Below are 18,028 nucleotides of genomic sequence, written 5' to 3'. Positions count from 1 at the left end.
GGCCCGGCGCGGCGCTCATGCCGCCAGTTTGCCCTGCAGGAAGGCGCCGACTTCATTCACCGGCACCTTGCTGGCCGCCGTGTCACGGCGGTGCTGGTATTCGAATTGGCCTTCCTTGATGCCGCGGTCGGAGATCACCACGCGATGCGGCACGCCGATCAGCTCCCAGTCGGCAAACATGGCGCCGGGGCGCTCGCCGCGGTCGTCCAGGATGACGTCGACCCCGGCGGCCAGCAGCTCGTCATAGAGCTTTCCAGCGGCCGCCTTCACGTCTTCGCTGCGGTCCATGCCGATCGGGCACAGCACCACGGTGAAGGGCGCGATGGCGTCCGGCCAGATGATGCCGCGCTCGTCATTGTTCTGCTCGATGGCCGCGGCCGGCAGGCGGGTGATGCCGATGCCGTAGCAACCCATTTCCAGGAACTGCGGCTTGCCGGCTTCGTCCAGGAAGGTGGCGTTCATGGCCCTGCTGTACTTGGTGCCCAGCACGAACACGTGACCCACTTCGATGCCGCGCTCGATGGCCAGCTGGCCCTTGCCGTCGGGCGAGGCGTCGCCCGCCACCACATTGCGGATGTCGGCCACCAAGTCGGGCTCGGGCAGGTCGCGGCTCCAGTTGATGCCGGTGGTGTGGAAGTCCACCTCGTTGGAGCCGCTGATCCAGTCGGCCATCACCGCCACATCGCGGTCGACCACCAGCTTGACCGGCTTCTTCAGACCCAACGGGCCCAGGTAGCCGGGCTTGCAGCCGAAGTGCTCCTCGATCTCGGGCAGGGTGGCAAAGCGGAAGCCCGCATCCAGGCCCGGCAGCTTGCCGACCTTGATCTCGTTCATGTCGTGGTCGCCGCGCAGCATCAGCAGCCAGACCTGGGAGCCGATGACATCGCCGGCCTCGTTGGTCTTGTCGGTGGCCAGCACCAGCGACTTGACCGTGGTCGACAACGGCACGCCCAGCAGCTCTGCCACCTCTTCGCAGGTGGCCTTGCCGGGTGTCGGCGTCTTGGTCGCGGTCTGGCTCGGGGCCGGACGGGGGCCGGTCGGGGCCAGCGCCTCGGCCTTCTCCATGTTGGCGGCGTAATCGCTTTCCGGACAGTAGACGATGGCGTCTTCGCCGGTGGCGGCGATCACCTGGAATTCTTCGCTCAGGTCGCCACCAATGGCGCCGCTGTCTGCGCGCACGGCACGGTAGCGCAGGCCGAAGCGGTCGAAGATGCGGCGGTAGGCCTGCGACATCGCGTCGTAGCTGAGCTTGGCGGCTTCCAGGTCGCGGTCGAAGCTGTAGGCGTCCTTCATGGTGAACTCGCGCCCGCGCATCAGGCCGAAGCGGGGACGCCGCTCATCGCGGAACTTGGTCTGGATCTGATAGAAGTTGCGCGGCAGCTGCTTGTAGCTGCGGATTTCCTGGCGCGCGATGTCGGTCACCACCTCTTCGCTGGTGGGCTGCACCACGTAGTCGCGCTCATGCCGGTCCTGGATACGCAGGAGCTCGGGGCCCATCTTGTCGAAGCGGCCGCTCTCTTGCCACAGCTCGGCCGGCTGCACGACCGGCATGGCGAGCTCCACCGCGCCGGCACGGTTCATCTCTTCGCGCACGATGGCCTCGACCTTGCGAATGACGCGCAGGCCCATGGGCATGTAGGTGTAGATACCGGCGCCCAGCTTCTTGATCATGCCGGCGCGCATCATGAGCCGGTGGCTTGCCACCTCCGCGTCGGCCGGAGCTTCCTTCAGGGTGGAGACAAAGAAACGGGAAGCTTTCATCGATGGGCGCTCAGCAAAAATACGGGAAAACTAGGATGCCCCAAGGCCGGGGCCCGAGAACCGGTCCACTTGCCGAGCGCAACCCGGCATGCATAATCGACTCAGTTCAAAAATTGGGGTTCGATTATGCTCGACCGAGACGGCTTCAGGCCCAACGTCGGCATCATCCTGCTCAACCAGCGCAATCAGGTTTTCTGGGGCAAGCGCATCCGCACCCATTCATGGCAGTTCCCGCAAGGCGGCATCGACCGCGGCGAAAGTCCCGAGCAGGCCATGTTCCGGGAGCTGCATGAAGAAATCGGCCTTCAGCCGGAGCATGTGCGCATCGTGGCCCGTACCCGCGACTGGTTGCGCTACGAGGTGCCGGATCGGTTCATTCGCCGCGACGCACGCGGCCACTACAAAGGCCAAAAGCAGATCTGGTATCTGCTCCAACTCACTGGCCACGACTGGGACCTCAACCTTCGCGCGACCGACCATCCGGAGTTCGACGCTTGGCGTTGGCACGACTACTGGGTGCCGCTGGACGTCGTCGTCGAGTTCAAGCGCGGCGTCTATGAGATGGCGCTGACTGAACTCGCCCGCTACCTGCCCCGGCAGGATTTCCGCAACCGCTTTCTGCGTGGCAACGTGCGCGGCCGCGAGTTCGATCGTCATCCCACCGGCGGTGGCCACGAGCCGATCTTCGAGCTGCCGCCCGGCGCCACCTTCGACCCCGATCCCAATGTTCCTCCTCCTCCGACCGATGGTGCAGCAATCGCGCCCAATCAGCTTCACGCGCCGCGCTAGCCGGCGCCTGTCGGCGCCACTGCTCGTCCTGGCCCTGGGCTGGGTCTCGCAAGTCGCATCAGCCCAGGTCTTCGCCAGTCCAGACTGGAAGGAATCGCCCGTTCCGCCGGCGCCGGCGTTCGACGCCCGCCGCATGATCGAGATCGACATGCCGCGCATGCTCGACCTGAAATACGGCGTCGACCCCAAGACCATCGCCACCACGGGCGACGGCGTGGTGCGCTTCGTGATCATCGCCAAGAGCACCGGCCCCGGTGCCGCCATGAACGCCTCTTACGACGGCGTGCGTTGCGCGACCGGCGAGACCAAGACCTACGCGCGCCACAGCGGCGATGCCTGGCACGAGGTCGAGAATCCGGAGTGGAAGTCGCTGGAACAGGCGAGGACGCGCTACAACCTGGCGCTGGCCCGGCAGGCGATCTGCCGCAGCGGCGCGCCGCGCGCCACGGTCGACGAAATGGTGCGCGAGCTGCGCAAGCCGCAGTACTACTGAACCCTCGGGCTCAGCCTGCGGCAACCATCAGGATCATGTTGTCGCGGTGCACCATCTCCGGCTCCGCCACGTAGCCGAGCAGGCGCTCGAATTCGCTGGAGGGCTTGCGGCACAAGAGGCGCGCCTCGGCGCTCGAGTAGTTGGCCAGCCCGCGCGCCAGCTCGATGCCGTCGGGGTCGCGCACCGCGATCACGTCGCCGCGCGAGAACTCGCCCTCCACCGCCGTCATGCCGATCGGCAGCAGGCTCTTGCCCTCGCCGCGCAGCTTGGCCGCCGCGCCGGCGTCCACGCCGACGGCACCGCGCAATTGCAGGTGGTCGGCCATCCAACGCTTGCGCGCCTGGTGCTTGGGTGTCTGCGCCACCAGCAGGGTGCCAATGGCCTCGCCCTTGGACAGGCGCACCAGCGCGTCCGGCTCACGCCCCCAGGCGATCACGGTGGAGGCACCTGAGCCTGCCGCCCGCTTGGCCGCCAGGATCTTGGTGATCATGCCGCCACGCCCGAGGCTGCTGCCGGCGCCGCCGGCCATGGTTTCCAGCGCCGGATCGCCGGCAATGGCCTCATGCACGAACTGCGCGGCCGGATCCTTGCGCGGATCGGCGGTGTACAGACCCTTCTGGTCGGTGAGGATCACCAGCGCATCGGCTTCCACCAGGTTGGCCACCAGCGCGCCCAGCGTGTCGTTGTCGCCGAACTTGATCTCGTCGTTGACGACCGTGTCGTTCTCGTTGATCACCGACACCACGTTCAGGCTCAGCAAGGTCAGCAAGGTGGAGCGGGCATTGAGATAGCGCTCGCGGTCGGCCAGGTCGGCGTGGGTGAGCAGCACCTGGGCGCTGCCCAGGCCGTTCTCGCGCAGCTTGGTCTCGTACATCTGAGCCAGGCCCATCTGGCCGACGGCGGCGGCGGCCTGCAGCTCATGTACCTCGTGCGGACGGGTGCGCCAGCCCAGGCGCTTCATGCCTTCGGCAATCGCGCCGCTGGACACCATCACCACCTCGCGGCCGTCGCGCGCCAGCATCGCCAGTTGGCGGCACCATTCGCCGATCGCCGCTTCATCCAGCCCGCGGCCCTCGTTGGTGACCAGGCTGGAGCCAACCTTGACGACGATGCGACGCGCGTCGCGCAACACGGTGGAACCAGGCTTGGCAGCGGTCATCTTCGACAGGAAGAAAAAAAGAGGCGGACGGTTGAGACGAAATTCAGGTCGGATCCACGAAGCGCGGATCGATCTCGACGGGCGGCTGCTCGGCGATCTGCTGCGCCTTGACCTGCAGGTAGACGGCCTGGACCAGGTGCTCGCAGCCCTCGCGCGTCAGGGCGGAGATCTCGAACACCGGCCCCTTGAACTTGAGGCGCTTCACGAAATCCTTGACGCGCGCGGCACGTTCGTCGACCGGAATCATGTCCAGCTTGTTGAGCACCAGCCAGCGCGGCTTTTCGTAGAGCTGGGCGTCGTACTTCTTGAGTTCGCCCACGATGGCCTTGGCCTGCGCAACCGGATCGACGCCCTCGTCGAAGGGCGCGAGGTCGACCACGTGCAGCAACAGCCGCGTGCGCTGAAGGTGGCGCAGGAACAGGTGGCCCAGGCCGGCGCCTTCGGCGGCGCCTTCGATCAGCCCCGGCAGGTCGGCCACCACGAAGCTCTGCTCCGGTCCGACGCGCACCACGCCGAGGTTGGGATGCAAGGTGGTGAAGGGATAGTCGGCGATGCGCGGGCGCGCATTCGAGATGGCGGAGATCAAGGTGGACTTGCCCGCGTTGGGCATGCCCAGCAGACCGACATCGGCCAGCACCTTGAGCTCGAGCTTGAGGCTGCGCTTTTCGCCAGGCCAGCCGGGCGTCTTCTGCCGCGGCGCGCGGTTGATGGCGCTCTTGAAGCGCATGTTGCCGAAGCCCCCGTCGCCACCCTTGGCGATGGTGATCACCTCGCCGGGCACGAGCAGTTCGAACAGCACCTCGCCGGTCTCGGCGTCCGCGATGATGGTGCCCACCGGCATTTTCAGCGTGATGTCGTCGCCGGCGGCGCCGAACATGTCGGAACCCATGCCGTGCTCGCCGCGCTTGGCTTCGTGCCGGCGCGAGTAGCGGAAGTCGACCAGCGTGTTGAGGTTTGGGTCGGCCACGGCAAACACATGGCCGCCGCGTCCGCCGTCTCCCCCGTTGGGGCCGCCGAATTCCTTGTACTTCTCATGACGGAACGACACGCAGCCGTTGCCGCCATCGCCGGCGGCGATGTCGATGAAGGCTTCGTCAACGAACTTCATGGGTTATCCAGTTTACAAATAAGAAAGCCCCGCCAGGCGGGGCTTCATGAGCAGGTCGAAGTGACCGGCTTTTAGGCCGCCGGCGTCACGGTGACCGTGTGCTTGTTCAGCGAACCCTTGGTGCTGAACGACACGTGGCCCTCGACCAGCGCGAACAGGGTGTGGTCCTTGCCCACGCCGACATTGGTGCCGGGGTGGAACTGCGTGCCACGCTGGCGCACGATGATCGAGCCTGCGCTGATCAGTTCGCCGCCGAAGCGCTTCACGCCAAGCATCTTGGGCTTGGAATCGCGCCCATTTCGCGTAGAGCCGCCGCCTTTTTTCTGTGCCATGGAATCCGCTCCTTAGCCGGCGATCGCGCCGATTTGCAGCTCGGTGAACTGCTGGCGATGGCCTTGACGTTTCTGATAGTGCTTACGACGGCGCATCTTGAAGATGCGAACCTTGTCGTGCTTGCCATGCGACAGCACCGTGGCCGTCACCGTTGCGCCGGACACCAGGGGCGTGCCGACCTTGATTTCACTGCCGTTGCCGACAGCCAGAACCTGGTCGATCACGATTTCCTGGCCAACGTCCGCAGCAATCTGTTCTACTTTAATTTTTTCGCCGGAAGCAACGCGATACTGCTTGCCACCGGTTTTTATGACCGCGTACATGTTTAACCTCTAGGAATGCGGGCCCTGTATTTGCCATGCCGGCAAAGCGGACCCAATCGCAGCTTCGCGGACGGATTTCCACGAAGCCCAATATTCTAGCACGCCACGCGATCAAGTGCACCACCCAGAAGGGGATGGACGGCCCGTGCCGTCCGGGGGCACAGGCCCGCTCCCTATAATCGCGGGCTTTGGCGGGCACCGTCCGCCCTCGCCATCCCACCTTCTCCTGGCGTCCGGCCCCTCCGATTTGTCAGTCTCCGCTGCTAACACCACCGCGTCCGTGCTCGGCCTCATTGCCGATGACATGGTCGAAGTCGACCGAGTCATCGCCGATCGCCTGAACACAGGCGTGCCGCTCGTCAGCGAGGTCTCGCGCTACATCATCTCGGCCGGCGGCAAACGCCTGCGGCCCGCCCTGCTGCTGCTCATGAGCGGCGCGCTGCAATACAAGGGCACGCAGCACTACAACCTGGCGGCGGTGATCGAGTTCATCCACACCGCAACCTTGTTGCACGACGACGTGGTGGACGAATCCACCCTGCGCCGCGGCCGCCCCACTGCCAACGAATCCTTCGGCAATCCGGCCAGCGTGCTGGTGGGCGATTTCTTGTATTCGCGCTCCTTCCAGATGATGCTGGACGCGCACGACATGCGGGTGATGGAGATCCTGGCGGAGGCCACCAACATCATCGCGGAAGGCGAAGTACTGCAGCTCATGAACATGCACGACGCCAGCCTCGACGAGGCCGCGTACCTGCGCGTCATCCGCTCCAAGACTGCCAAGCTCTTCGAGGCCAGCACACGGCTCGCCGCGGTGCTCGCGAAGGCGCCGCCCGAACTCGAGGAGGCCTGCGCCACCTATGGCCAGGCCCTGGGCACCGCGTTCCAGGTGATCGACGACGTGCTCGACTACGCCGGCGACGCGAACGAGACCGGCAAGAACCTGGGCGACGACCTGCGCGAAGGCAAGACCACCTTGCCGCTGATCCTGGCAATGCAGCGCGGTACGCCGGAACAACGCGCACTGATCAAGACGGCCATCGAGGCCGGCGATACCGAGCAGCTGCCGCAGATCGTGGCGATCGTGCGGCAGACCGGCGCACTGGATGCAACGCGCGCGGCCGCAGCGGTCGAGGCGCAACGCGCAATTGATGCACTTCATGCGCTTCCGCGCAATCCGCACGCTGAAGGTTTGCTACAATTGGCGGCTCAGCTAACTGAGCGACGCGCCTGAAGTCAAAAGCGATAGGGCGCTTTCTCAATTTCTGCACTTCGGGGTGTAGCTTAGCCTGGTAGAGCGCTACGTTCGGGACGTAGAGGCCGGAGGTTCGAATCCTCTCACCCCGACCACACAAGTAAAAAAGCCCGACTCCTTGCGGAGTCGGGCTTTTTCTTTTGTCGCTTCGCTTTATCGGCCTGTCGCGCAGGCCGATTCATGGTGCTTAGCGGCTGGGCTTGAAAGCGCGCTTGGGTGCGTGGCCATCGCGCGGCGCAAAGCTGCGGGCGCCATTGCCGCCGCCGCCGTTACCACCGCCGTTGCCGCGCTGGTTGTTGCTGTCGCCCCAGCCCGACTTGCGTCCGTAGCCGCCCTCTTCGCGCGCGCCGCCGCCGAAGCCGCCGCCACCGCTACGCGCAGGAGCACCGCCGCCGAAGCCGCCGCCAAAGCTGCGCGCGGGACGGTCGCCCTGTCCGCCGCCAAAGCCGCCACCGTTGCCGCCGCCATTGCCAAAGCGCTGGCCACCGCCGCCGCCACCGAACTTGCGGTCACGCGAGGGATGCTCACGGCCTTCGCGGCCGCGGCCACCGCCGAAGTCGCCCTGCGGACGTGCGCTCGGGAAGCGCTGCTGCGGCTCCAGGCCGGGAATGACTTCCGACTTGAACTGCTGGCGGCTGTAGGCCTCGATGTCGAAGATCTTGCGGCGGTCGCGGATCTCGGCAAAGGTCACGGCGATGCCGTCGCGGCCGGCACGGCCGGTGCGGCCGATGCGGTGCGTGTAGTCCTCGGCCTTCATCGGCAGGCCGAAGTTGAAGACGTGGGTGATGGTGGGCACGTCGATGCCGCGCGCCGCCACGTCGGTGGCCACCAGGATCTGCACCTGGCCCTGGCGCAGCGCCATCAGGCGGCGATTGCGCAGGCCCTGGCTCAGGGCGCCGTGCAGCGCGACGGCGCTGAAGCCGTCCTGCTGCAGGTCATTGGCCAAGCCGTCGCATTCGACCTGCGTGCTGGCGAACACGATCGCCTGGTTGATGGTGGTGTCGCGCAGCCAGTGGTCGAGCATCTTGCGCTTGTGCTGCGTGTTGTCGGCCCAGAACAGCACCTGCTTGATGTTGGCGTGCTTCTCTTGCGGCGAGTCGATCTGCAGCCGCTGGGGCTGGCGCATCACGCGCGCGGCCAGTTGCTGGATGCGCGGCGCGAAGGTGGCGCTGAACATCATGGTCTGCTTGCGCTGAATGGTCAGCTGGTTGACTTCGGCCAGGTCGTCGGAAAAGCCCAGGTCGAGCATGCGGTCGGCTTCGTCGACCACCAGGAATTGCACTTCGTCGAGCTTGATCTGCATCGAACGCTGCAGGTCGAGCAGACGGCCCGGGGTGGCAACCACCAGATTGGCATTTTGCAGGCGTGCGATCTGCAGCTGGTAGGGCATGCCGCCCACCACGCTGGCGATGCGCAGGCCGCGGCAATGCTGCACCAGGCCGATGGCGTCGTGCGCCACCTGCTGGGCCAGCTCGCGCGTGGGGCACAGGATCAGGGCGCCGGGAACGGCGGCCTTGAAATTGCGCGTGTTGGTCGGATCCTTGCGCTTGGCCTTCTTGGGCGCGGCTTCGCCACGCGCCTCAGCTTCGGCAGCCAGGCGCTGGAATTCGGCGCGCTCGGCCTCCTCGGCAGCGGCCTGCTGCTGGATCAGCGTGTGCAGCACGGGCAGCAGGAAGGCCGCGGTCTTGCCGCTGCCGGTCTGGCTCGAGACCATCAGGTCGACGAAGCCGGCGCCTTCGGTGCCCATGGCCAGCGGAATGGCCTTTTCCTGCACGGCGGTGGGCTGGCTGAAGCCGAGTTCTTCGACGGCGGACACCAGTTGCGGTGCCAGGCCCAGGCGCACGAAGCCGTTGGGCAGCTTGGGTGCGGGCGCGGCGTCGAGCGCCTCCAGCACGGGCGCGTCGGTGCCGGGCGTGGCGATGAATTCGGAAGAAGAAGATTGCGCGGGCACGAAATCGCCCTGCGCTTCAAAAGCGTCGGTCATGAAAAGCTAACTTTCTTGCACGCAAAGCAAGGGCCGTGGGCACTTGCCGCGTGGGATGGTTAAAAACATCAACCATCCAACGACATTCAGCCCGGCTGTGCACCCTTTCGAGAAGGTGCTCGGGCTGCGGCCCATTCAAAGGGGCACGCTGTGCAAGATAGGGAGATGCGAGAAATTCGCGGTTGCCAGCCACCTGGTGAAATGCGAAGCCCGCAATTATCGCATGGCCTGGGGGTTTTTACCTAATCCTGGAGCCGCAGGAAGGTTTCCCGGTAGTGCGCCAGTTCTTCGATGGACTCGTGCACGTCGGCCAGCGCCGTGTGCGCCTGCTGCTTCTTAAAGGCGTTGTAGGCCGCCGGCTTCCAGCGCTTGGCGAGTTCCTTGAGCGTGCTGACGTCCAGGTTGCGATAGTGAAAGTAAGCCTCCAGCTTGGGCATGTACTTCACCAGAAAGCGCCGGTCCTGCCCGATGGTGTTGCCGCACATGGGCGAGCCGTTCTTCGGGATGTAGCGGGCGATGAACTCGAGCAGTTGCCGCTCGGCAGCAGCCTCGTCCAGCGTGGAGGCCTTGACCTTCTCGATCAGGCCGCTGCGGCCGTGGGTGCCCTTGTTCCAGGCGTCCATGCCGTCGAGCACGGCGTCGCTCTGGTGGATGACCAGTACCGGGCCGTCGATGCGCGGCGTGAGGTCGGGGCCGGTGACGACCACGGCAATCTCCAGCAGCCGCTCCTTTTCGGGGTCGAGCCCGCTCATTTCGCAGTCCAGCCAGACCAGGTTCTGGTCGCTCTTCTTCAGCGTGGCGGGAGGCTGTTCCGTGGGCGCGGCGACGGTCGGGTCAATGAATTCTGGCATCGGTCGATTGTCACCGATGGCCTAAACTGCGCGCCGCATGTCCGCATCCTTGATCCTTACCTACGCCTTCGCCACCGCCCTGGTGGCCGGCCTCCTGCTGAAGTTCTGGCTGGCCACGCGCCAGGTGCGCCACGTGGCCCGGCATCGCGATGCGGTGCCGGCCGCCTTCGCCCAGACCATCGCCTTGGCCGCGCACCAGAAGGCGGCCGACTACACGATCGCCAAGAGCCGCTTCGGCATCGTCGAGATGGCCTGGTCGACCGCCCTGCTGCTGGGCTGGACCCTGCTGGGCGGCCTGGATCTGCTCAACCGGCAGCTCGCCGGCTGGCTCGGCGGCGGCATGGTGCAGCAACTGGCGTTGTTGGCGGCTTTCAGCGTTATTGGCGGCCTGCTCGAGCTGCCCTTCTCGCTCTGGCAAACCTTCCGCCTGGAAGAGCGCTTCGGCTTCAACAAGATGAGCTTGCGTCTGTGGATCGCCGACGCGATCAAGGGCGCTGCGCTGGGCGCGCTGATTGGCCTGCCCCTGGCGGCACTGATCCTCTGGCTGATGGGCGCGGCCGGCACGCGCTGGTGGCTTTGGGCCTGGGCCGTGTGGGTCGGCTTCAATCTCACGCTGATGCTGATCTACCCGACCTTCATCGCGCCGCTGTTCAACAAATTCAAGCCGCTCGACGACGCCACCCTGAAGGCGCGCGTCACCGCGCTGATGAAGCGCTGCGGCTTTGCCGCCAAAGGCCTGTTCGTGATGGACGGCAGCCGGCGCAGCGCCCATGCAAACGCCTACTTCACCGGCTTTGGCTCGAGCAAGCGCGTGGTGTTCTACGACACGCTGCTGCGCCAGCTCAGCGCCGGCGAGGTCGAGGCCGTGCTGGCCCACGAGCTCGGCCATTTCAAGCACCGCCACGTGCTAAAGCGCATGGTCGCCATGTTCGCGATGAGCCTCGCTGGCTTCGCCCTGCTGGGCTGGCTGTCGTCGCAAGCCTGGTTCTACACCGGGCTGGGCGTGCAGCCGAACATGAGCGCGCCCAACGACGCGCTCGCCCTGCTCCTGTTCATGCTGGCGGTGCCGGTGTTCGGCGTGTTCATCGCGCCGGTGGCGGCCATGCTGTCGCGCAAGCACGAGTTCGAAGCCGATGCCTACGCGGTTGCGCAGACCAGCGGCACCGACCTGTCAAATGCGCTGCTCAAGCTCTACCAGGACAACGCGTCCACGCTCACGCCGGACCCGGTCTTCGTCAAGTTCTACTACTCCCACCCACCCGCCTCCGAGCGCCTCGCGCGCATGGCGGTGGCATGAATTTTTCCCTGCAAGAGACAGCCATGAGCACCAGCATGTTCCAACCCAAGGTGTGGCAAGGCCAGGCCCGCCGAGCCCTCAGCGGCACCGAAACCGTCTCCGCACTGGCCCGGCTCGACGGCTGGCAGTTGGCGGGCGACGGCGCCAATGTGGCGATCGAGAAGACCTTCCGCTTCGCCAACTACTTCGAAACCATCGCATTCATGAATGCGGTGGCCATGGTGGCGCACGTGCAAGACCACCACCCCGACCTGTCGGTGCACTACAACCGCTGCGTGGTGCGCTTCAACACGCACGACGTGGGCGGCATCTCCGCCACCGACATCGACTGCGCCGCGCGCGTCGACGCCGTCCTGGCCTCCTGAGGCCGGCGGACATATGCATCCAAACAAGGCACGTGCGCATGGCGCGGCCCGCTAAGGCCGGCAACGCCAGGGCGGCGGCCTTGCAGCCGGGCCTGGTCGTGGCCAGCCACGGGCGCCATTGCCTGGTCGAGAAGTCCGACGGCAAGCGGCTGATCTGCCACCCGCGCGGCAAGAAGAGCCAGGCCGTGGTGGGCGACCGCGTCTTGTGGCAGGCGAGCGAGGACGAAGGCACGGTCGAGCAGGTCGAGCCCAGGCGCAACCTGTTCTACCGGCAGGACGAGATCCGCACCAAGTCCTTTGCGGCCAACCTCGACCATGTGCTGATCCTGATCGCCGCCGAGCCCGAGTTCTCCGAGCACCAGCTGGCGCGCGCGCTCATCGCGGCGCAGGCCGAGGGCATCACGCCCATCATCGCCCTGAACAAGAGTGACCTGGTCGCGCCCTTCGAGCGCGCCTGGGCCCGGCTTGCGCCCTATCGGCGCATGCACCACGGGGTGCTGCCGCTGTCGCTCACCGCGTCGGGCGAAATCGACAAGGCCACGCTGCAAAAGCGCCTCGCCGGCAAGACGACGCTGGTGCTGGGTCCTTCGGGCGCCGGCAAGAGCACCCTGATCAACCTGCTGGTGCCCGGCGCCGCGGCGCAAACCGGCGAAATCTCGCAGGCGCTCAACTCGGGCCGCCACACCACCACCAGCACCACTTGGTACTGGGTCGACCGCGATGCCGGCACCGCCTTGATCGATTCGCCCGGCTTCCAGGAATTCGGCCTTCACCATATCGAGCCCATGCAACTGGCCCGGCTGATGCCGGACATTGCCGAACACGCGAACGACTGCAAGTTCTATAACTGCACCCATCTGCATGAACCCGGGTGCGGCGTGATCGCCCATGTACAAACAGCGGCGCAGCCGGGCGCCATCGAAGCCTCGCGCTACCGCATCTACGGAGAATTGTTCGACGAGCTGAGCCAACGGCGCTACCCATGAAGGTGCTGCTCTACTCCCACGTCTTCCTGCCTTCGACCGGCGGCGTCGAGACCGTTTCACGAACGCTGGCGGAAGGGCTCGTCCAGCGCGGTGTCGAATGCGTCCTGGTGACGAGCACGCCAAAAGGTACCGAAGGCGTCGAATTTCCCTTCGAGGTCGTCCGCCGACCCACGGCGGCGCGCGTGCGCGCGTTGATCAACTGGGCCGATGTGGTGCTGTTCAACGGCGCCAGCCTCGCGCTTCAGCCCTGGCTGATCCTCTCGCGCAAGCCCTTCATCTGGGTGCACGTGGGCTACCAGGTCTCCTGCATCGACGGACTGGGCTGGGTCGACGGCCAGGCGGCGCCAGTGACGCCCTGGGCATCCCTGCGCTTCCATGCGCGCCAGGACGGTGTGGTGCGCGGATCGCTGCGCGGGCTCAAGCTGATGGTCCGGCGCGCGGTGGCCCGCCACCTGGTAGATCGGCATGTCGCCATCACGCAGTGGATGGCCAAGGCACAGCCGCTGCCGCGCCAGGTCCAGATCTACAACCCTTTTCCCATCGATCGATTTCGCGACGCGGCGCCGGCGAACCAGGCGGAATTCGACTTCGTCTATCTTGGCCGCATGGTGTCCGAGAAAGGCGTGGACACGCTGATCCAGGCCTTTGCCCGCGTCGTCGCGCAAGCGCCCAAGAGACCCCGCCTGCTCCTCATCGGCGACGGCGACCGCCTGCCGCAGATGCAGCAGCTGGCCCGATCGCTTGGCTTGGATGGCGACGTCCATTTCGCCGGCCGCCAAAGCGGCAGCTCGCTGGTGGAATGGGTGGGCAAGGGCGCCGTCGGCATCGTGCCCTCCGCCTGGCAGGAGCCGATGGGCGGCGTGGCGGTCGAACTGATGGCCGCCGGCCGCGGCCTCATCGTGTCCGAGCAAGGAGGGCTGGCGGAATGCGCCGGCGATGCCGGACTGCGCTTTCCCAACGGCGATGCGCAGGGGCTGGCCAATTGCATGCTGCGCCTGCTGGCAGAGCCGCAGCTGCGCCAAATGCTGGGGCAGCGTGCCTTGCAGCGCGCGGCCCTGTTCGCGCCCGAGCGCTTTGTCGATCAGTACATCGACTTGCTGCGCGCGACGGTCGGCTGCGTCTAGGCTGCGTCTAGTCAGGCGGCCCGCAGCGCGTCGGCCAGCGCGGCAAGCAGCGCCGCGCACTGGTCGCGCGTGCCCACGCTGATGCGCAGGAACTGCTCGATGCGGGGCTGCCGGAAATAGCGCACCAGCACTGCGCGCTGGCGCAGCAAGGCCGCCAACTCCCCGGCGTCGCGCTTGGGATGGCGCGCGAACACGAAGTTGGCCTGCGACGGCAGCACCTCGAAGCCCAGGTCTTCCAGCGCCAGCACCATGCCTTCGCGGGTGTCGATCACGGCAGCGCGGGTCTTGGCGAACCAGGCTTCGTCGTCCAATGCGGCGATGGCACCGGCCTGCGCCAGGCGGCCAAGTGGGTAGGAGTTGAAGCTGTTCTTGACCCGCGTGAGCGCCTCGATCAGATGCGCCTGCCCGCAGGCGAAGCCGACGCGCAGGCCGGCCAGCGATCGCGATTTGGACAGCGTCTGCACCACCAGCAGATTCGGAAAGCGCGCGATCAGCGGCAAGGCGCTGTGGCCACCGAAATCGACGTAGGCCTCGTCGACCAACACCACGCGGTGCGGACAGGCCAGCAACAGTTGCTCGATATCGGACAAGGGCAGGCCGATGCCCGTGGGCGCATTCGGATTGGCCAGCACGATGCCGCCGCAGCCTTCGCCTGCCCGGGCGGCCAGGGCAGCCACATCGATACGCAAGCCCTCGTCGACCGGGTGCAAGACCGTTTGGATGTCGTAGAGCTGCGCGTAGACGCGATAGAAGCTGTAGGTGATGTCCGGCATCAGCAGCGGCTCGCGCTGCTGGAAGAAGGCGAAGAAGGCGTGCGCCAGCACCTCGTCCGAGCCATTGCCGGCGAAGACCTGTTCCGGCGTCAGGCCATGCCGGCGCGCAACGGCCTCGCGCAGCGCCAGCGACTCCGGATCGGGATACAAGGCCAGCGAGTCGCCAGCGGCTTGCAGGATCGCGTCCAGCACAGCCGGCGACGGCGGATAGGGGTTCTCGTTGGTGTTGAGCTTGACCAGGCCGGCGATGCGCGGCTGCTCCCCGGGCACATAGGGCTGCAGCGCGCGGACGCGCGGGCTCCAGAACTCTTCGGGTCGCAGCGGCATCAGCCCAGCAGGCGCGCCAGGGTCAGCAGCGCCAGCAACACCAGCCACATCACGACCGAGCGCCAGACCAGCCCCACCACGCTGCGCAGATGGGCCGGCTCGGGCTCGCGGCCCGGCGTGCTGCCGCTGTCGGGCGGCAGGCCACCGATCACCGACTCACCGGCCTGCGCGCTTTGCAGGGGATCGAGCACGGCCTCGCTGCGCAGCGCACCGCCGCCCAGGCGCACGTTCACCGCGCCCGAGGTCGCGGCCAGGATCACGCCGTCGTTCTGGTTGGGAAAGCGGTCGGCGTCGTTGCGCCAGCAGTCGATGGCTTCCTCGAAGCTGCCCACCACGGCAAAGCCCAGCGCCGTGATGCGTGCCGGCAGCCAGTCGATGGCTGCCCAGGCACGCTGCGAAGCGGCCTGCACGTGGCTGCTGGCCGGCTGCAGGGTGTTGGCGCTCTTGTGGGCCCAGTAGCGCGCCACGAATTCGCTCATGCGGTAGAAGACCGCGCCCGCCGGCCCCAGGCCGATGGCCGCCAGGATGGAGAACCAGGCCAGCACGCCAAAGACATGCCGATGCGCGGCGATCACCGAATGCTCGATCACATGCCGCACGATCTCGCTGCGCGGCAGGTTGGCCGCATCGATATGTTGCCAGTGCGCCAGCAGCGAGCGCGCCAGCGGCTCGTCGCCCTCTTCCAGCGCGTCGCGGATGCCGGTGAAGTGGTGGCTGAACTGGCGAAAGCCCAGGGTGACGTACAAGAGCGCGATGTTCCAGAGCACTGCAAAAGGCAGTCCCAGGGTCAGCACCAGCAGCCAGTGCACGCCCAGCGCGGCGAAGGTCGGCACCAGCACCGCCAGGCTCCAGGCGACCCAGCCGTGCTGCGGCTTGCCAGCGTCGAAGTTGCGGCTGATCCAGCGCGTCCAATCGAGCACGCCTGCGTACACCGGGTTGTGATAACCCAGCGGACGCACCTGTTCGATCAGCAAGGCGCACAGGATGGCAAAAAAGCTCATGCGCTCAATGATAGCGACAGGCATGAAGTGCCCTCGGTCCGCGCTAAGCGCTCAAGTAGCGATAGAAATTGCGCAGCATGCCCGCCGTGGCACCCCAGACGAAGCGCTCGTGCAGTCCGTCCTGGTAGGGCATGGAAAACCACTGGCGCGCGTTCAAGCCCTCGCCCACCATGGCATGGCGGCGGTGGTGCGCCGGGTTCATGAGGAAATCGAGCGGAACTTCGAAGGCATCGGCCACTTCGTAGGGATTGAGCGTGAGCTCGAAGCCGGGCCGCACCAGCGCCACCACCGGCGTCACGACGAAGGAAGTGATGGTGGTGTAGGTGGGCAGGCTGCCAAGCACCTCGATGTAGTCGGCCGACAGGCCCACCTCTTCCCAAGCCTCGCGCAGGGCAGCAGCGGCGATGTTGGGATCGGTCGGGTCCACGCGCCCGCCCGGGAAGGCCACCTGGCCCGAGTGCGTGCTCATTTTGGACGAGCGCTCGGTCAGCAACACCGTGGGCCGCTCGCGCTGCACGATGGGAACCAGCACCGCGGCCTGCGCCGGCACGCGCCCGTCCAGCTTGGGCTCCCGCCGCACTTCGGGCGTCCACTTCGGGGGATTGGCAAAGCGCGCGCGCAGCGCCTGCGCCGTCAGGCGGTCCGCCGCCACCGCGGGCAAGTCGCTGTCGATCGCGACCACGGGCACGCCATGCGGATCGAAGGCGCGCAGCGAGACCGCGTTGATCGGTTCGACCGGGCTGGCGGAGGCGGGAGGAAGGGGAACGCTCAAGTTGTGGTTCTTGTCGATGAAGGATTGATTAAGGCAGAAAAGCAAAAAGCCGCCATGTCGGCGGCTTTTTTCGTGCGAGGGCTGTGCCTGCTGCGAAGCGGAAATTACTTCGCGGCGGTCGGCGCCTTGCCCGGCAGCTTTTCCTTGATGCGGGCCGAACGGCCGCTGCGATCGCGCAGGTAGTAAAGCTTGGCGCGGCGCACATCGCCGCGGCGCTTGACTTCGATGCCGGCGATCAGAGGGCTGTAGGTCTGGAAGGTACGCTCCACGCCTTCGCCACTGGAGATCTTGCGCACCGTGAAGCCGCTGTTCAGGCCGCGATTGCGCTTGGCAATCACCACGCCTTCGTAGGCCTGCACGCGCTTGCGGTTGCCTTCGACGACGTTGACGCTGACGATGACCGTGTCACCGGGGGCAAATTCAGGGATCTTGCGGCCAAGGCGCGCAATTTCTTCCTGCTCGAGAGTCTGGATGAGGTTCATTCTTTCCTGCCGTTCGATCGTGACCGCGCTGCGCTAAAGGCGGCATTGCATCTGCGTTGCCGCGGCCGGCCAGAGGATCGGGGAGCCAAAGATTATAGCTTTTTTTTGAGCGCCGCTTCATCCAGCTTGGACAGGCGGCCTGCGGCGCGCGCGACGACCACCAGTTCGGGGCGCCTGGCCTGCGAGATGGCCAGCCGCTGGTCGCGCCGCCAACGTTCGATCTGAGCATGGTTGCCGGACATCAGCGGCGCCGGCACCACCTGGCCGTTCCACACTTCGGGGCGGGTGTAGTGCGGGCAATCGAGCAGGCCGTCCAGGGCCGGGTTGAAGCTGTCCTGCACATGGCTGGCCTCGTCGCCCAGCACGCCGGGCTGCAGGCGCGCAACGGCATCGAGCAGCGCCATGGCGGCAATCTCGCCCCCGGAGAGCACGAAGTCGCCCAGGCTCAGCTGGTGCGTGACCCGCGTGTCGATGAAGCGCTGGTCGATGCCCTCGTAGCGACCGCACACCAGCACGGCGCCGCTGCTGACGGACCATTGCTCGATCACTTCATGGCGCAAGGTCTCGCCGATAGGCGAAAACAGCAGCACCGGCGCCGCATCGCCGCCGCGGGCGGCTTGCGCCGCATCGAGGCAAGCCGATAGCGGCTCGGCCATCATCACCATGCCGGGGCCGCCGCCAAAGGGCCGGTCGTCCACGCGGCGGTAGTTGCCTTCGGCAAAGTCGCGCGGGTTCCACAGCACCACCTCGACCTGCCTGGACTCGAAGGCACGGCGGGTCACACCGATTTCGAAGAAGGGCTTGAAGAGCTCGGGAAAGAGCGTCAGGACGTCGAAGCGCATGGC

At 66.4% G+C, this 18,028-nt stretch carries 19 protein-coding genes and 1 tRNA gene; 8 read left to right on the top strand and 12 right to left on the bottom strand.

Translation table 11 applies throughout. The features are described 5' to 3' along the window. Positions 1-15: 15 nt before the first annotated feature. Complete coding sequence (locus ACIPRI_RS18585) at positions 16-1,761, bottom strand: proline--tRNA ligase (protein ID WP_446622948.1); 1,746 nt, start codon at positions 1,759-1,761, stop codon at positions 16-18. Between the two features lie 126 nt (positions 1,762-1,887). Between ACIPRI_RS18585 and ACIPRI_RS18580 the strand changes: the two genes are divergently transcribed. Next, complete coding sequence (locus ACIPRI_RS18580; RefSeq protein ID WP_446622947.1) at positions 1,888-2,550, top strand: RNA pyrophosphohydrolase; 663 nt, start codon at positions 1,888-1,890, stop codon at positions 2,548-2,550. Further along, complete coding sequence (locus tag ACIPRI_RS18575) at positions 2,507-3,043, top strand: CNP1-like family protein (RefSeq protein WP_446622946.1); 537 nt, start codon at positions 2,507-2,509, stop codon at positions 3,041-3,043. Before ACIPRI_RS18580 ends, ACIPRI_RS18575 begins: the two co-directional genes overlap by 44 nt. A gap of 10 nt (positions 3,044-3,053) precedes the next feature. On the opposite strand, the gene proB is transcribed toward ACIPRI_RS18575, so the two are convergent. The 4 genes from proB to rplU form a co-directional block, all read right to left on the bottom strand. Further along, the gene (gene proB, locus ACIPRI_RS18570) at positions 3,054-4,202 is read right to left on the bottom strand and encodes a glutamate 5-kinase (protein ID WP_446622945.1); all 1,149 of its coding nucleotides are present in this window, start codon (positions 4,200-4,202) and stop codon (positions 3,054-3,056) included. 43 nt (positions 4,203-4,245) lie between these two features. Then, positions 4,246-5,310 carry an Obg family GTPase CgtA gene (gene cgtA / locus ACIPRI_RS18565; protein ID WP_446622944.1) on the bottom strand — a complete coding sequence of 355 codons (1,065 nt, stop codon included), beginning with the start codon at positions 5,308-5,310 and terminating at the stop codon, positions 4,246-4,248. A gap of 71 nt (positions 5,311-5,381) precedes the next feature. Beyond that, entirely contained in the window at positions 5,382-5,642 is a 261-nt protein-coding gene (gene rpmA, locus ACIPRI_RS18560; RefSeq protein WP_446622943.1) for a 50S ribosomal protein L27, read from the bottom strand. Between the two features lie 12 nt (positions 5,643-5,654). Then, on the bottom strand, positions 5,655-5,966 hold the full coding sequence (gene rplU / locus ACIPRI_RS18555; protein WP_130368584.1) for a 50S ribosomal protein L21: 312 nt from the start codon (positions 5,964-5,966) through the stop codon (positions 5,655-5,657). Positions 5,967-6,213: 247 nt separating this feature from the next. Here rplU and ACIPRI_RS18550 point away from each other — a divergent pair, with 247 nt between their 5' ends. Then, positions 6,214-7,200, top strand: a complete 987-nt coding sequence (locus ACIPRI_RS18550) for a polyprenyl synthetase family protein (protein WP_446623056.1) — start codon at positions 6,214-6,216, stop codon at positions 7,198-7,200. A 39-nt stretch (positions 7,201-7,239) separates the two neighbouring features. Beyond that, positions 7,240-7,316: transfer RNA gene (locus tag ACIPRI_RS18545), tRNA-Pro, on the top strand. Between the two features lie 92 nt (positions 7,317-7,408). Here the strand turns inward: ACIPRI_RS18545 and ACIPRI_RS18540 are convergent. Further along, positions 7,409-9,205 carry a DEAD/DEAH box helicase gene (locus ACIPRI_RS18540; RefSeq protein ID WP_446622942.1) on the bottom strand — a complete coding sequence of 599 codons (1,797 nt, stop codon included), beginning with the start codon at positions 9,203-9,205 and terminating at the stop codon, positions 7,409-7,411. Positions 9,206-9,447: 242 nt separating this feature from the next. Continuing rightward, positions 9,448-10,056, bottom strand: coding sequence for an oligoribonuclease (orn, locus tag ACIPRI_RS18535; protein WP_446622941.1), 609 nt, complete (start codon positions 10,054-10,056; stop codon positions 9,448-9,450). A gap of 37 nt (positions 10,057-10,093) precedes the next feature. Between orn and ACIPRI_RS18530 the strand changes: the two genes are divergently transcribed. Genes ACIPRI_RS18530 through ACIPRI_RS18515 form a run of 4 tightly spaced genes read left to right on the top strand, consistent with a single transcriptional unit; the run spans position 10,094 to position 13,828 of the window. Beyond that, positions 10,094-11,353 (top strand): M48 family metallopeptidase, encoded by a 1,260-nt coding sequence (locus tag ACIPRI_RS18530; protein WP_446622940.1) that lies wholly within the window; start codon positions 10,094-10,096, stop codon positions 11,351-11,353. A gap of 23 nt (positions 11,354-11,376) precedes the next feature. Beyond that, positions 11,377-11,718, top strand: a complete 342-nt coding sequence (locus tag ACIPRI_RS18525; protein ID WP_446622939.1) for a 4a-hydroxytetrahydrobiopterin dehydratase — start codon at positions 11,377-11,379, stop codon at positions 11,716-11,718. Between the two features lie 38 nt (positions 11,719-11,756). Next, positions 11,757-12,704, top strand: a complete 948-nt coding sequence (rsgA, locus tag ACIPRI_RS18520) for a ribosome small subunit-dependent GTPase A (RefSeq protein ID WP_446622938.1) — start codon at positions 11,757-11,759, stop codon at positions 12,702-12,704. Continuing rightward, positions 12,701-13,828: a glycosyltransferase family 4 protein gene (locus ACIPRI_RS18515; RefSeq protein WP_446622937.1), complete on the top strand. Its 1,128-nt coding sequence runs from the start codon at positions 12,701-12,703 to the stop codon at positions 13,826-13,828. Before rsgA ends, ACIPRI_RS18515 begins: the two co-directional genes overlap by 4 nt. 11 nt (positions 13,829-13,839) lie before the next feature. Here ACIPRI_RS18515 and hisC read toward each other — a convergent pair whose 3' ends face one another. The 5 genes from hisC to trmD form a co-directional block, all read right to left on the bottom strand. Further along, positions 13,840-14,928 carry a histidinol-phosphate transaminase gene (hisC, locus tag ACIPRI_RS18510; RefSeq protein ID WP_446622936.1) on the bottom strand — a complete coding sequence of 363 codons (1,089 nt, stop codon included), beginning with the start codon at positions 14,926-14,928 and terminating at the stop codon, positions 13,840-13,842. Further along, the gene (locus ACIPRI_RS18505) at positions 14,928-15,929 is read right to left on the bottom strand and encodes a CobD/CbiB family protein (protein ID WP_446622935.1); all 1,002 of its coding nucleotides are present in this window, start codon (positions 15,927-15,929) and stop codon (positions 14,928-14,930) included. The genes hisC and ACIPRI_RS18505 overlap by 1 nt, the downstream gene beginning before the upstream one ends. Positions 15,930-15,972: 43 nt before the next feature. Next, on the bottom strand, positions 15,973-16,701 hold the full coding sequence (locus ACIPRI_RS18500) for a CoA pyrophosphatase (RefSeq protein ID WP_446622934.1): 729 nt from the start codon (positions 16,699-16,701) through the stop codon (positions 15,973-15,975). A gap of 104 nt (positions 16,702-16,805) precedes the next feature. Beyond that, positions 16,806-17,183: a 50S ribosomal protein L19 gene (rplS, locus tag ACIPRI_RS18495; protein ID WP_446622933.1), complete on the bottom strand. Its 378-nt coding sequence runs from the start codon at positions 17,181-17,183 to the stop codon at positions 16,806-16,808. A 92-nt stretch (positions 17,184-17,275) separates the two neighbouring features. Next, the gene (gene trmD, locus ACIPRI_RS18490) at positions 17,276-18,025 is read right to left on the bottom strand and encodes a tRNA (guanosine(37)-N1)-methyltransferase TrmD (protein WP_446622932.1); all 750 of its coding nucleotides are present in this window, start codon (positions 18,023-18,025) and stop codon (positions 17,276-17,278) included. Positions 18,026-18,028: the final 3 nt, after the last annotated feature.

Source organism: Variovorax sp. LARHSF232, assembly GCF_052871435.1.
Note: the sequence above shows the minus strand (reverse complement) of the source record. Positions and strands in the feature narration are given on the sequence as shown.

Coding starts and splice junctions, on each gene's coding strand:
- ACIPRI_RS18585 (WP_446622948.1), bottom strand. CDS start 1,761: ATGAAAGCTTCCCGTTTCTTTGTCTCCACCCTGAAGGAAGCTCCGGCC.
- ACIPRI_RS18580 (WP_446622947.1), top strand. CDS start 1,888: ATGCTCGACCGAGACGGCTTCAGGCCCAACGTCGGCATCATCCTGCTC.
- ACIPRI_RS18575 (WP_446622946.1), top strand. CDS start 2,507: ATGGTGCAGCAATCGCGCCCAATCAGCTTCACGCGCCGCGCTAGCCGG.
- proB (WP_446622945.1), bottom strand. CDS start 4,202: ATGACCGCTGCCAAGCCTGGTTCCACCGTGTTGCGCGACGCGCGTCGC.
- cgtA (WP_446622944.1), bottom strand. CDS start 5,310: ATGAAGTTCGTTGACGAAGCCTTCATCGACATCGCCGCCGGCGATGGC.
- rpmA (WP_446622943.1), bottom strand. CDS start 5,642: ATGGCACAGAAAAAAGGCGGCGGCTCTACGCGAAATGGGCGCGATTCC.
- rplU (WP_130368584.1), bottom strand. CDS start 5,966: ATGTACGCGGTCATAAAAACCGGTGGCAAGCAGTATCGCGTTGCTTCC.
- ACIPRI_RS18540 (WP_446622942.1), bottom strand. CDS start 9,205: ATGACCGACGCTTTTGAAGCGCAGGGCGATTTCGTGCCCGCGCAATCT.
- orn (WP_446622941.1), bottom strand. CDS start 10,056: ATGCCAGAATTCATTGACCCGACCGTCGCCGCGCCCACGGAACAGCCT.
- ACIPRI_RS18530 (WP_446622940.1), top strand. CDS start 10,094: ATGTCCGCATCCTTGATCCTTACCTACGCCTTCGCCACCGCCCTGGTG.
- ACIPRI_RS18525 (WP_446622939.1), top strand. CDS start 11,377: ATGAGCACCAGCATGTTCCAACCCAAGGTGTGGCAAGGCCAGGCCCGC.
- rsgA (WP_446622938.1), top strand. CDS start 11,757: ATGGCGCGGCCCGCTAAGGCCGGCAACGCCAGGGCGGCGGCCTTGCAG.
- ACIPRI_RS18515 (WP_446622937.1), top strand. CDS start 12,701: ATGAAGGTGCTGCTCTACTCCCACGTCTTCCTGCCTTCGACCGGCGGC.
- hisC (WP_446622936.1), bottom strand. CDS start 14,928: ATGCCGCTGCGACCCGAAGAGTTCTGGAGCCCGCGCGTCCGCGCGCTG.
- ACIPRI_RS18505 (WP_446622935.1), bottom strand. CDS start 15,929: ATGAGCTTTTTTGCCATCCTGTGCGCCTTGCTGATCGAACAGGTGCGT.
- rplS (WP_446622933.1), bottom strand. CDS start 17,183: ATGAACCTCATCCAGACTCTCGAGCAGGAAGAAATTGCGCGCCTTGGC.
- trmD (WP_446622932.1), bottom strand. CDS start 18,025: ATGCGCTTCGACGTCCTGACGCTCTTTCCCGAGCTCTTCAAGCCCTTC.